Genomic DNA, 13,298 nt, shown 5'->3' on the forward strand with positions numbered 1-13,298 from the left:
CTGCTGTCAGGAGGGGTAAGCATGTATGAAGCAAAACCGGTGATGGAAGGGACGGCTTCAGGAGGAATGGTATCGACGGCTTCAAGCACGGCGACAAAGGCAGGGCTTGAGATGCTGAAAAAAGGCGGGAATGCCATCGACGCAGCTGTAGCAGCAGCGTTTTGTCTCGGGGTTTCAGAGCCGCAGGCATCCGGAATTGGCGGACAATCCATGGCTCTTGTGCATATGCAGAAAGAGAAGCGGAGTTTTGCCCTTGACGGCTCCTCAAGAGCCCCGTTCGTACTCTCTCCTCATAAAAATCCGAGCAGGCCTATCAAAATCGGCCTGCAGTCGTCCACGGTGCCTTCCACTCCTGCAGCATTGGGATACCTGCATGAAAATTACGGTGCGCTTAGTCTGACGGAAGTTCTTGAACCTGCTGTCAGAGCTGCTAAGGACGGAGTACCGGTGACCGGCCTTATTCACAGGATGATCAAAAAAGAAGCAGAGCAGCTGAGACAGGATCCGCTTATATTAAAAAACTACTTCTCCAAAAAGAAACCTCTTTCTGAAGGGTCACTTCTTTTTCAGCCGGAACTGGCTGTAACGCTGGAAAGAATCGCTGAACACGGCTGGCGGGATTTTTACAATGGGGGTATCAGTGCTGCCATTGTGGAGGACATGAAAAAAAGAAGAGGATTAATTACAGAAGTGGACATGCATCAGATTCCGATGCCTGTGGAACGGGAAGTTCTGGAAAGCACGTACCGGGAGTATGACGTCATCACCTATCCTCCTCCTGGAGCGGGCAGAGTGCTCGTGCAGATTTTAAATACATTGGAAGGCTTCCCGCCGGAAAAACTGAACGCCGACGAACCGATAGGAGCTGTGATTCAGGCGCTTGCTTTCCGGTTCGCCTTAAACTACCGCCAGCGGATGCCTGTTCATCCCGATCATTACTTACAGTCCGTTAATCAAATTATGGTCGATAAAGGCTATGCCGAAGAAATTATCAAGCGGATTAATGATATTTATCAGCTGGCTTTAAAAGATACATTTTTACCTCCGCCGACGTCGGGTGAAACGACCCACCTGTCTGTCGTTGATAGGGAAGGTAACGCTGTCGGAATTACTCAGTCCATCGAGCTTGTTTTCGGCAGCAAACGAATGGCTGCTGGTCTCGGATTTTTCTATAACAACTATATGAGTGCGTTTGAATATAAAAATGTTACCCACCCGTACTACCTTCTTCCGGGTGGAAGACCGTGGAGCAGTGTTGCACCGGTGCTTTTAATGAAAAAAGGCCGTCCTCAATACCTGCTCGGCAGTCCCGGAAGCAGCCGGATCTCCACGACCCTGGCTCAGGTGATTACCAGACTTGTGGACCAGGGGCAGACACTGGCACAGGCGATTTCTGCGCCGAGGTTCCATGCCTCAGACACGGGCGAACTGATGATAGAAAAAGAACGGTTTTCGAGAGAAGTAAACAGCGCGCTTCGTCTTGCGAGCTTTCAAGTGACGAAGCGTGATCCGTACAGTTTTTACTTAGGATGCGTGCAGGGTGTACAGATGCCCATCAAATGGCGGGAATCGTTCCACGGCGTGGCAGATCCGCGACGCGATGGAACGGCGGAAGGTCCGGAATAATCATTTTTTATAAGAGGAGTGTTTTCATTTGAAAATTGCTGTTGTCTACAATCGTGAAAGTCAGGCTGTTATTAACTTATTTGGAACGCAGAATAGAGAAAAGTACGGGCTGGAGACAATCAGGCGCATAAAAGACGGCCTGAAAAAAGGCGGTCACGAAGTAGAAACGTTTGAAGGCGATAAAAATCTTATTCAGAATCTGGAGAATTTTATGCCGTCAGTCATTTCAGGAGAACGCCCGGGTCTTGTCTTCAACTTGAGCTACGGGATTCAGGGAAGAGGCCGTTATATGCACGTTCCCGGCATGCTGGAAATGCTCGGCATCCCTTACGTCGGTTCCGGCCCGGAGACGCACGCGCTTGCACTCGATAAAGTCGTCACGAAAATTCTCCTTCTGCAGCGGGGGCTGCCGACTCCGAAATTTGCGGTTCTGGATACTCCGGACTCTCCTCTTAATGAAGGTCTGCATTATCCTCTGATCGTAAAACCGAAGGATGAGGCCGTATCCTTCGGTCTGCGAATCGTCCATAATGAAAAAGAGCTCCGCGAAGGTGTCCAGGTTATCTACGATACGTATGATGCCCCCACCCTCGTAGAGGAATACATCCAGGGACGGGAAGTGAACGTTGGGCTGCTCGGGAATAAGCCGACAGAAGCGCTTCCGCCTGTTGAACTGGTTTTCGGTGAAGGTCCGCAGATTTTCACTTATGAAGATAAAAAGAATGAAAGCGGCAGAACTGTTGAAAAGGTCTGTCCCGCTCATCTTACAGAAGAAGAAACTGAGCGGGTGAAAGAGCTCGCTGTTAAAACGTTTGAAGTGTTGAACTGCTATGACAGTGCAAGGGTTGATTTCCGCATTGATGAGCAGGGGAATCCTTATATTCTTGAAGTGAACTCGATGGCAAGCCTCGGGGCAGACGGATCCTTCGTTTATGCAGCGGAAAAAGTCGGACTGGATTATCCCGCGCTGATGAACCGGATTATCGATGTAACGTGCGAGCGTTATTTCGGAAAAAATTTCTTCGATGAAGAGAGTCATGAAAGCAAAACGCCGGCGTCCCGCATTTTTCAGAGACTGACGACCAACCGTGGAAAGCTGGAAGCGGACTTAAAAGCGTGGACAAATATTTCAAGCCGCACAGAAGATGCTGTAGGTTTAAGCAGTGTCCGAAAACGGCTGGAAGAAAAGCTTGGCAAGCTGGCGATGGAACCGGTGCCTGCTTTTTCAAATGGACGGTCTGCATGGACGTGGCAGACGAAAGCAGGCCTAAAGGACGGCACCCTTATTGTCGTGCCAATTGATGTGCCGGGACAGCGGACCGGATTTCCTATTCCGTTCCGCAAAGAACAGGAATGGATTTACGGGGAAGGGGTGGCTTCCAGCCGTGGCGGCCTGACAACAATACTTGCTTCTCTGCAGGCGCTTAAGGATGAAAAAGTTCTTGGTAAAACGAAAACAGGCGTTTTCTTTTATTCTGATGAAGGACGGGGCATGCGCTACAGCTCTTTGATGCTGGAAAAAGCAGCCGCGGAAGCAAAAGAGGTCATCGTCATGCAGCCGGGGTTTGTTGAAGGGAAAGTGGTTGATCAGCGCCGCGGGGCTAAACAGTACCATGTTATTGTTGAAGGTGATCCGGAGCGGATCGGCAAAAGTGCCAAGCCGCTCGATGTACTCAGCTGGTTTCTTGAAAAAACTGACAAGCTGAAAGGTCTGAACAGCCGTCAGAAAAAAATAGCTGTAGCAGTCCAGGACTTGAAGTCAGAGCGGTACAGTGTACTCATGCCGCACCGCGTGACAGCTACCATCGCGATTACTTATATAGACGAGGCGATCGCAGAAAAAACGGAAGCAGAGCTTCATAAATTGTTTAAAGCTTCCAAGCAGGGTATGAAAACCTACGTGGAAAAGATTACAGAACGTCCGCCGCTGCTGCATAAGAAAGAGCATCAGCTCCTGCCTAAGCTGCAGAAATGGTCGGAAGCCTACCAGCTTCCTTTCGGGACAGAATCGAGTCTGCTTGCTACAGCAGCTGGAAATGTGCCGGTGGATATACCTACCGTCTGCGGATTTGCACCGGCGAGCAAACATTTATTTACTCCAAACGAAGCCATGCACCGCAGCGAGCTCGTGCAGCGCTCAGTGCTGCTGGCACTTTATCTGCAGGGGGAGAGAACATGACTACCCGGAGAAAGAAGCTTCCGGCACTGATTTCTGTGCCTCACGGAGGAACGTTTATACCGGAACATCTGCGCAGCCGCTGCCTGCTTACCGATCTTGATGTGGCTCTGGACGGAGATACGTGGACGAAGCAGCTGTTCAATTTCCGCGGACTGACGGAAGAATTTCTCGTCATGGAGGCAGCCCGTATTGTTGTGGATTTGAATCGGGAACCGACGGACCGTCCGCCGGAAAACCCGGATGGTGTCGTAAAAACATTAACAGTTACCGGTAAGCGCATCTGGGAGGAAGATCTGACCGCCTCAGAAACTGATGAGCTGATCCATCAATGGTACGAGCCCTACCACGAACAATTGATGAACGCTTCCCTTAACCCGGCGGTTAAAATAGCTTTTGACTGTCATACAATGCTGGACGTTGGACCGGCTAAAGGAAAAAGAGAGTGGGAAGCGAGGCCGCTCTTTTGCATCAGTAACAGGGGAATAACGGGTGGAGAAGCCGGGGGGGAAACCGTTACGGCAGAACCAGAGCTGATGCAGCGGCTGAAGGAGCTTCTGGAAGAGACTTTTGTCGAAGAAGCGGATCATACCGTGCCGCTCGTGGCTGTGAATGAACCTTTTTTCGGAGGTTTTATTACCCGCTCGCATGGCAAACGCTCCGATATTCCGTGGATCCAGCTGGAAATCAACCGTAGATTGTATCTCCCTGAAACTGCCGGAGTTCTCCCTTCAGAAGCTGAAGTAATGAGAATGAACATGCTTCGAAATAAATTGTACGAGGTGTTTATGCAGCTGACTGCAGAAGAAGTGCCGGCACCGGTCGATGAGAAGTCTATTTCTTAAACTCTTCCTGAAACGGAAACCCTCCGGCCTATGATTTCGTAGGAAACACGAAGCTTTAACAGCGGCACGCATGCAGGGTCGCTGCACGTGATGGATGAAAATGGCCTTCTATAAGGAATGGAACTTTCCATCTATTTGGAGGAAATGAAGGGTGTTCAGAAGCGATCTTCTTTATTGGCATCCAGATCCTGCTCTGTTTTTTATCATAAGCTGGAGAGACTACGGGCGCCTCCCGATGCGGATAAGGACGGGCGAGCCCCTCGTACGACCGCATGGAGGGAGGGATGAGCTGAGGCCTGCTCTGCGCTCCCATGGAAACGAAAACGCATTATCAACTTTATTTTCAAGGAGGTGAGCCGCCGTGAAAAAAATAGCAGCATTTGCAGCTGCCGGTGCCGTTTTAACAGGTCTGCTCGCTGCAGGAGCGTATTACCTTAACACTATGGAGCTGTTTGTGATCGCCGGGCTGATAGTCATAGCCGCTTCATTCGTTCCACTTTTTGTACACATGATAAAAACTGCAGGAAGCAGTAAGCCGACCTTGTTCGGAACTTCCACTCCAGGTTCCTTCTCGACAATCAGTCATGCTCAGGAACAGGGGAAAACAATCAAAACGGGAAAAGTGCATTATGCAGCGGGTGCCGGTCTCGGAGCTTTGATTATATTTCTGCTTGCTGTATTATTTCAATCGTTTTAAAAATTTCATATGTTAAGCTTCCATTAAATTAGACTAATATGCTTTTTTCAGAGCTTTACAAAAATTCAGGAATATGTTTATATAAAGAGGTAAAACTTCATACGTACGACATGCACTGGGGGTGCTGTAAGCTGAGAGACGGAATTTTCCGTTAACCCTTTGAACCCGAACTAGGTAATACTAGCGTGGGGAAGTGCAGGTAGTCTTTTATAAAACCTGCACCTTCTAATGAAATTCAGAAGGTGTTTTTATATACCTGCATCGCGGTCCTGTACCGCCGGATACTCAGTTAATGTAAAGCAGCTTCCCTATAGACGGGGAGCTGCTTTTTTTGTACGTATGAAAAATCTACTATCTTACTGGAGGAATGAACAATGCAGGAATTAAGCTGTGGAACAAGTAATATCGTAGGAGTGCGCTTTGCGGTGTATCCGATGGCAGACGATTTTGTGAAAATTATTAAAGGGGCTTTAAAAGAAACGGACACGTCGAAAGTGTGGATGGAAACAGATGATGTAACGACATGTATCCGTGGAAGAAGTGAGCACGTGTTTGATACAGCAAAAGCGATCTTTGTTCATGCTGCTAAAACCGGGACTCACGTTGTATTCAACGGAACGTTTTCCGTCGGCTGCCCGGGAGACAGTGAAGGAGATTCGTATATGTCGGAAGACAGTCATCGTCTTAACGAGCAGGCGGTGAGCGGGGAAAAAATAGACACCGCTGCTCATTTTTCCCTTTATCCGATGAATAATCCCGATTATATGCAGGTAATAGCCGATCAGGTGGAAACAGCCGAAAAACACGGGACATTTACGAAAGGAGTCCATTACGCCTCCCGTCTGGACGGAGACGTCAGCGATGTGTTTACGACGCTTGAAGAAGCGTTTGTAAGAGCCTCCGAAACAAAAAATCGGGCCCACGTGACGATGACCGCAGCCATTTCGGCAAATAGTCCGTCTACGAAGGCAAAATAGGAGATTTTTATGATGCTGAGGGAATGGAAATTAAAAGAGATTGTGCTGATGTCGGTTCTTGGAGTCGTTTTTGCATTTATTTATCTCGGCTTTTTCTTTTTCGGACAGGGGTTAAGAAACGTGTTAACCCCCTTTGGCCTGGGGCCGTTTGGATATGAATTTATTTTCGGGATCTGGTTTATCGTTTCGATCATCGCGGCATATATTATCCGTAAACGGGGAGCGGCATTCTGGTCGGAACTTATCGCCGGAACTGTGCAGGTGCTTATAGGAAGTCCAGCCGGCCCCCAGCTGATCATCTCTGCTGCCATTCAGGGCCTTGGTGCAGAAGCGGCTTTTGCAGCGACTAAATGGAAAAACTACACGCTGCCCGTGCTCATTGCTGCCGGTATGTCCGCTGCACTGTTCAGCTACGCGTGGGGATGGTTCCAGTCAGGTCTCGCAGCTCTTACGCCGGGATTAATCGCTGCCACTCTGCTCGTACGTCTGCTGAGCGGAGCGCTTCTGGCGGGTGTCCTCGGTAAGTGGATCAGTGATCAGCTTGCGAATACTGGTGTACTGAGAGGTTATGCATTAGGAAAGGAGAGTTTGAAGCAACGTGGCAGAAAAGCATCCTAAGCCGAATTTTCCGCTTCTCGAAGTGGAACACTTTTCTTTCGGATTCGAAGAACAGGCGCTTCTTAAAGATTTATCCTTCACCCTGCAAAAGGAAGCATTCACTCTCGTCGGAGGAGCAAGCGGCTCAGGCAAAAGTACGCTTGCCCTTTGTTTGAACGGGCTTTATCCGGAAGCGGTGGAAGGGTGGAAACAAGGTTCTATCCGTTTTCGTGGAAAGGAAGCGGAAGAATTTGAAAAAGGCAGCCTCAGCCAGAAAATCGGCGTCGTATTTCAGGACCCGGAAAGTCAGTTCTGCATGATGAAAGTAGAAGATGAACTGGCGTTTGTTCTTGAAAATCAAAAAGTGCCCTCATCTGCAATGGAAAAAAAGATCGACAGTGTCCTGGAGGAAATAGGCATGACAGCTCATAAACATGACGTCATTCATGAACTATCCGGAGGACAGAAACAGAAAATTGCGCTTGCGTCGATTCTCTTGATGCAGCCGGAACTGCTCGTTCTCGATGAACCCACGGCCAATCTTGATCCGGTTTCAAGCGTGGAATTTATTGAACTCGTAAATAGCGTTCAAAGAGAGAGGCAGTGCCGTGTCCTTATCATTGAACATCAGCCGGATGACTGGTTTCCCCTTCTTGAAAGGGTATTGCTTCTTGGCAGAAACGGTTCCATTCTGGCTGATGGTTCTCCTTACGACATTTATCGTTCAAAGCAGATGCTTTTTGAAGAAGGGATTCACATTCCGCTTTTTATGCAGCCTCCTGAAACGCTTGTTGAAAAGCAAAATCCTGACTGCAGGGAGGAGATATTGAAAGTGAAAGGTCTGGCTTTTTTCAGAGGAGAAAAAACAATCCTGTCCGATGTGGATTTCCAACTGAATAAAGGAGAATTTGTGGCCTTTGCAGGCGAAAACGGCGCCGGGAAATCTACACTCCTGCAGCTGCTGGCCAGGCTGATCCAGCCTCAAAAAGGGCACATCGTTTTCGATGGGAAGCCGTTAAATGATTGGGGAGAAGGAGCTCTCCGCCAAAAAAGCGGCTATGTATTTCAAAATCCGGAACATCAGTTTATAACAGATTCGGTCGACGAAGAATTATCTTTTGGTATGCTGATGAATGAAAAAACAGATGTGAAAACACGAGTGGAGCTGCTGTTAAAGAAGTTTCATCTAAAGGAACATCAGCATGCCAATCCCTTTTCATTAAGCGGGGGCCAAAAAAGACGGCTGAGTGTGGCTGCGATGCTTGATGACACCCCTGATATTCTCTTCTTTGATGAACCTACATTTGGGCAGGATGCAGGAACGACAGAAGAATTAATGAAAATGGTCACGGCTCTGCAAAGAGAGGGAACCACCATTATATTTGTCACTCATGATATGGAGCTGGTCGACCGGTACTGCGGAAGAGTGCTCGTGCTCTCAGGAAGCAGGCTGGCTTTTAACGGGGAACCGGAAAAACTTTGGGGAAGACAGGAGCTTTTAAAGCAGGCACGACTGCGTCTGCCGTTTAGGAAAAGGGAGGAAAAAGCCTATGGTATCGTCGATTAACCCGGCTTTGAAGGGTATTGCCGTTCTCATACCCGGTATTCTGCTCAGCTTCAGCTTTGATATCTTCACTCCTCTCGTTTTTTTATTATTTATGGTTGTCTTCACCTTTTTGTTCAGCGGTATCTCTATAAAAAAGTGGCTGCTTTTCTTTTCACCATTTATTCTATTAGCCTGCGGATTTGCATGGATGACGATGCTTTATACGAGCGAATCGTTTGCCGGGGGTGATCGGCTGTTTTCTGTCTGGCAGTTTGATGTGACTACTGGTGCAGTCATGGTCGGAATAAGTCTTGCTTTACGGTCTCTCTGTTTTGTTTCGTTATCGCTGCTTTTTATCCTGACTACCGACTCAACGAAATTTATGCTCAGTCTCATGCAGCAGCTGAAACTGCCGCCGAAAATCACCTTTGGCATTCTGGCAGGATACAGGTTTCTTCCGGCTTTCCGCCACGAATTTCAGGTGCTGAAGCAGGCACACCGTATTCGAGGAATGGGAAGGGCAAAAGGATTAAAAGGGCGGGTTCAGCAGTTCCGCAGGTATGCGATTCCGTTGATGGCAAACGCGATTCGTAAAGCAGAGCGGGTTGCTAATGCTATGGAATCGAAAGGTTTTACGGGTTCTGCTGAACGGACACACTATCATAAGATGAAGATTAAAGGAAAAGACTGGGCTTTTTTCAGTGTGATAAACGGCGGTCTGATAATAACGTTAGCTCTTTCATATTATTTAGGGTATTTAAATATATTTGGGTTTCAGTTCAGTTGAATCAGTTTTATAAGTCATTATTTTATGTTTAAATACCTTGAAAATAAACCATCTATTATAAGTAGAACACCATTTTACGTTTATGCTTCTGAAAACAGCCGCTTTCGTTTCCATGGGGACGCTTTCCAGGCGGGTCGGCCTCAGCTAATTCCGGCCGACAAAAGGAGGCCGGAATGGATCTTCGACTCGACCTTATTCGCCTCGGAGTCGCCCCATGTACACTCCGGCGTCCTGGTAAGAATGCCTTTTATCGTCTTTTTCTATAGATGACTGAACAGCTTTAGGTAAAAAATAAGAAGTCATCTTTTCCTTCCAAGGAAGAAGCACGTTTTTCAAATGGATTCGTTCCACTTATAGGGAGGCCGAACGCTTTCTCCGCGGCAGGCCCTTCAAAAAACAAAACGGAGCTTTAACAGAGTCTTTTACTAAGGCTGATACGTTTATGAAATAGGTTTGAGGGGAACCGCCTATTAGTAGATGAAGGAGGAAGGAATATGGCAAAAACAATATTTATTACAGGAGCAGGAACAGGCCTTGGTAAAGGCACGGCAATCGGCCTTGCCAAAAAAGGTCATAAAGTAATCGCCGGCGTGGAAATCATTTCCCAGGTAACAAGTCTTCGGGAAGAAGCAGAAAAAGCCGGAGTCAGCCTCGAAGTCATAAAGCTCGATGTTACAGACAAACGGGACCAGCAGCTGATCGAAGATTATGACTACGACGTTTTTGTCGCAAATGCAGCGATTGGAGAAGGCGGACCGATTTCAGAGATCCCCGTAGACAGAGTAAGGGCTGTGTATGAAACGAATGTGTTCAGTACGTTGGAAAACGCGCAGATAGCTGCGAAAAAATTTGTGGAGAAAAAGCAGGGAAAAATTATTTTTCTAAGTTCGATTGTCGGTATTGTAGCAATGCCTTATCTTGGAGCTTACAGCTCTTCCAAGCACGCCATTGAAGCGATTGCGAAAACGATGCGGGCAGAGCTTCAAGAATTCGGAGTTCAGGTAGCGACGATTAACCCTGGACCGTTTGAAACGGGCTTTAACGACCGGATGTTTGAAGAAAAGTGGAAATGGTATGAGCAGAGTGAAAACTTCACGCCGGAAAATTCTATAAAAAAAACGGAAGAAATTCTGGATGAGCAGTATGATCCGGAAAACATGATCAATAAAATGGTGGAAGTCATTGAATCAGACAGTCACCCGTTCCGCAGTGCCTATCCTAAGGAAACAGAAGAAACGATGAAAGATTTTGAAAAGCAGATGTGGGAAGACAAAGTTTAAAATTTTATACGGCAGAAACCGCTTCACACAAATAAAAGCGTCATGACGAAATTCCCGTCATGACGCATTTTTAAAGCCGGCTGTACGGCAGTATTCCGGAATACTTTTAATCAGGTGCGTTTTACTATCTATGAGTTGTCGTCGGGTTCGTTCACATAGCGTTCGATCGAAGGAGGTTCGTATTCCTGCATCGTATCAATGAGCTTCCCCGAATCCCGGCCAATTTGCAGCATGGAAAGGTAGCTCTCATGAAGAAAGCCTTCACGAACCATATGATCAAGCATATTAAGAAGGGGATCGTAGTATTCATCCACATTGAGGATCCCGATTGATTTTTTATGAAGCCCCAGCTGTGCCCATGTAAACACTTCGAAAAACTCTTCCATCGTACCTGCACCGCCTGGGAGAATCAGGAAGGCATCGGCCATGTCGGCCATCATGGATTTCCGGTCGTGCATAGAGTTAACGATAATCAGGTCAGTCAGCATAGGGTGGGCAATTTCTCTTTCCTGAAGCATTTTCGGCATAATGCCGGTTACCCGGCCGCCGTCAGAAAGAGCGGCATTGGCGGTAATTCCCATCATGCCAACAGCACCGCCGCCGTAAACCAGTTCAATATTTCTCTCAGCAAGGGCTTTCCCAAGCTTTTTGGATTCTTCCTCATAAAGAGAGGTTCTGCCGCTGCTTGATCCACAATAAACTGCTAGTCGCTTCATTACCCGTCTCCCCCTTCTAAACCGTTTAGTTCTTTCTTATTTATCATTCTAACATTTTTGACGTGCAATAACCGTAATTTTATTCCAGTAAAATAGATTTTATACAATAAATTTTATTTAACAAAGTTGTCACATGCGGATTATAAAAATATTATGTTACAATTGTGAAAACGTTTTCTTTACTGGGAATAAAGGAAGATGCCCGAATTTCAGAAGGGCGTTTTATATTTGAATCGATCATAACTATACAAATTAACAAGCAGAGATTGTGAAGGTGATAGGCGATGGGAAAAGGATTTTCTCACTATTGGACGAAAAAACAGATCAGAAAACAAATGGCGGCTGTGCGTGAAGATGTGCCTCCGACAATGATTATTAAAGACGTTACATATTTAAACAGTATGCGTAAAACGTGGCTGAAAGCGAATATATGGATTTATTATGACAGGATTATTTATATCGGCAGGGCAATGCCGGAAAATCTGGAAGGAACAGAAATTGTAGAAGCAGCAGGTAAGTATGCGGTCCCAGGCTACATTGAGCATCACGCGCACCCATTTCAGCTCTATCAGCCTCTGTCCCTGGCGAAATTCGCGGCTGAACGGGGAACCACTACTATCGTAGGCGATAATCTGCCTTTCTTTTTACATCTTCCCAGGGAAAAAGCTCTTCCTCTTTTGGAAACTCTGCAGCGGACTCCGGCATGCCTGCTCTGGTTTGCGCGATTTGATCCGCAGACAGAAATGCAGAACGAATCAGAGATTTTTTCCTATGCCAACATTCACCATTGGCTGTCCCATCCTTATGTAGTGCAGGGGGGAGAATTAACGGATTGGCCTCGTGTGTTAAAAGGGGACGACCAGATGCTGCACAGCATGCTGGAAACGAAAGATCTGCGTAAACCGATCGAAGGACATCTTCCGGGTGCTGGAGAAAAAACACTGACACAGATGGCACTTCTCGGAGTCGACGGGGACCATGAATCGATGACGGCCTCTGACGTATTTGCCCGTCTGGACACGGGACTCACAGCCTCACTGCGGTACTCCTCGATCCGGCCTGATCTGCCTAATCTGCTCCGTGAACTTCATGAACAGGGGCTGGATACTTATGAGTCGCTGCTGATGACAACAGACGGATCCCCTCCTCATTTTATGAAGCATGGAATGATGGAGCACCTCATACAGCTTGCACTGGATGAAGGGGTCCCGTTTATTGATGCCGTGCATATGGTTTCCTGGAATGTTGCCAAACATTTTTATATGGATGATGTTTTAGGAATTCTGGCACCGGGAAGGCTTGCCAATATTAATCTGCTTGACAGTAAAGAGGACCCTTTTCCTTCCGAAGTGCTGGCTAAAGGAACGTGGGTAAGAAAAAATAATACTCCCTGCTTCCCGGAAACAAAAATAGACTGGGGAGAACACGGTTTCCAGCCGCTCGAGATTGATTGGGAACTAAAAGAGAGCGATTTTCATTTCTCCATGCCTCTAGGTATAGAAATGCAGAATGAAGTTATAATGAAGCCTTATCAAATCAGTTCGAATCTGATGGTGGATACCCTGCCGGAAAACTCGGATGAATGCTTTATGGTGATGATTGATAGAAATGGAAAGTGGAACGTTTCCACTCTATTAAAAGGTTTTGCTGAAAATCTTTACGGATTTGCAAGCTCTTTTTCCAACACCGGTGATATTATCCTGATTGGAAAGTCCAAGCAGGGCATGGAAAAAGCTTTTGATGCGTTAAAGCGAAATAAAGGCGGCATTGTGGTTGTTGAGGAAGATGAAAAAGAAACGAAAGTCGATCTTGCTATTGGAGGAATGTTTTCCGATCTTCATTTTGAAGAAGGACTCGTGGAGCAGGAAGAACGGCTTCGAAACGTGCTGAAGGAAAAAGGCTACAAGTTTACAGATCCTGTTTACAGCCTGCTTTTCTTTTCAGCAACCCACCTCCCTTTTGTGCGTATAACGCAGAAAGGAATTATCGATGTTAAAAAGAAAAGGGTACTCTTTCCTGCGCTTATGCGTTAAACTATAAAAGTAAAGGAT

At 47.0% G+C, this 13,298-nt stretch carries 11 protein-coding genes and 1 riboswitch; of the genes, 10 read left to right on the top strand and 1 reads right to left on the bottom strand.

Annotated features, from left to right (window positions below; all coding sequences use genetic code 11):
- Positions 1-21 precede the first annotated feature (21 nt).
- The 9 genes from FTX54_RS05000 to FTX54_RS05040 all read left to right on the top strand — a co-directional run bounded on the left by FTX54_RS05000 (position 22) and on the right by FTX54_RS05040 (position 10,531).
- A complete protein-coding gene (locus tag FTX54_RS05000; protein WP_147803161.1) occupies positions 22-1,626 on the top strand; it encodes a gamma-glutamyltransferase family protein in 1,605 nt (534 codons plus the stop codon).
- A gap of 28 nt (positions 1,627-1,654) precedes the next feature.
- On the top strand, positions 1,655-3,805 hold the full coding sequence (locus FTX54_RS05005) for a M20/M25/M40 family metallo-hydrolase (RefSeq protein ID WP_147803160.1): 2,151 nt from the start codon (positions 1,655-1,657) through the stop codon (positions 3,803-3,805).
- Positions 3,802-4,647 carry an N-formylglutamate amidohydrolase gene (locus tag FTX54_RS05010; RefSeq protein WP_147803159.1) on the top strand — a complete coding sequence of 282 codons (846 nt, stop codon included), beginning with the start codon at positions 3,802-3,804 and terminating at the stop codon, positions 4,645-4,647. The genes FTX54_RS05005 and FTX54_RS05010 overlap by 4 nt, the downstream gene beginning before the upstream one ends.
- A 361-nt stretch (positions 4,648-5,008) precedes the next feature.
- Entirely contained in the window at positions 5,009-5,344 is a 336-nt protein-coding gene (locus FTX54_RS05015; protein WP_147803158.1) for a hypothetical protein, read from the top strand.
- Positions 5,345-5,451: 107 nt separating this feature from the next.
- Positions 5,452-5,553, top strand: a riboswitch (TPP riboswitch).
- Positions 5,554-5,718: 165 nt separating this feature from the next.
- On the top strand, positions 5,719-6,321 hold the full coding sequence (locus tag FTX54_RS05020; protein WP_147803157.1) for a YkoF family thiamine/hydroxymethylpyrimidine-binding protein: 603 nt from the start codon (positions 5,719-5,721) through the stop codon (positions 6,319-6,321).
- 12 nt (positions 6,322-6,333) lie between these two features.
- Positions 6,334-6,939 carry an ECF transporter S component gene (locus FTX54_RS05025; RefSeq protein ID WP_147803361.1) on the top strand — a complete coding sequence of 202 codons (606 nt, stop codon included), beginning with the start codon at positions 6,334-6,336 and terminating at the stop codon, positions 6,937-6,939.
- Positions 6,920-8,485: an ABC transporter ATP-binding protein gene (locus FTX54_RS05030; protein WP_147803156.1), complete on the top strand. Its 1,566-nt coding sequence runs from the start codon at positions 6,920-6,922 to the stop codon at positions 8,483-8,485. The genes FTX54_RS05025 and FTX54_RS05030 overlap by 20 nt, the downstream gene beginning before the upstream one ends.
- Positions 8,469-9,251, top strand: a complete 783-nt coding sequence (locus FTX54_RS05035) for an energy-coupling factor transporter transmembrane component T family protein (protein WP_147803155.1) — start codon at positions 8,469-8,471, stop codon at positions 9,249-9,251. The genes FTX54_RS05030 and FTX54_RS05035 overlap by 17 nt, the downstream gene beginning before the upstream one ends.
- A 494-nt stretch (positions 9,252-9,745) precedes the next feature.
- Complete coding sequence (locus tag FTX54_RS05040; protein ID WP_147803154.1) at positions 9,746-10,531, top strand: SDR family oxidoreductase; 786 nt, start codon at positions 9,746-9,748, stop codon at positions 10,529-10,531.
- Positions 10,532-10,659: 128 nt separating this feature from the next.
- Here FTX54_RS05040 and FTX54_RS05045 read toward each other — a convergent pair whose 3' ends face one another.
- Positions 10,660-11,247 carry a TIGR00730 family Rossman fold protein gene (locus FTX54_RS05045; RefSeq protein ID WP_147803153.1) on the bottom strand — a complete coding sequence of 196 codons (588 nt, stop codon included), beginning with the start codon at positions 11,245-11,247 and terminating at the stop codon, positions 10,660-10,662.
- 284 nt (positions 11,248-11,531) lie between these two features.
- Here FTX54_RS05045 and FTX54_RS05050 point away from each other — a divergent pair, with 284 nt between their 5' ends.
- Positions 11,532-13,280, top strand: a complete 1,749-nt coding sequence (locus FTX54_RS05050; protein ID WP_147803152.1) for an adenine deaminase C-terminal domain-containing protein — start codon at positions 11,532-11,534, stop codon at positions 13,278-13,280.
- The last annotated feature ends 18 nt before the right edge of the window (positions 13,281-13,298 follow it).

This window comes from Alkalicoccus halolimnae, from assembly GCF_008014775.2.
Lineage (GTDB): Bacteria > Bacillota > Bacilli > Bacillales > Salisediminibacteriaceae > Alkalicoccus > Alkalicoccus halolimnae.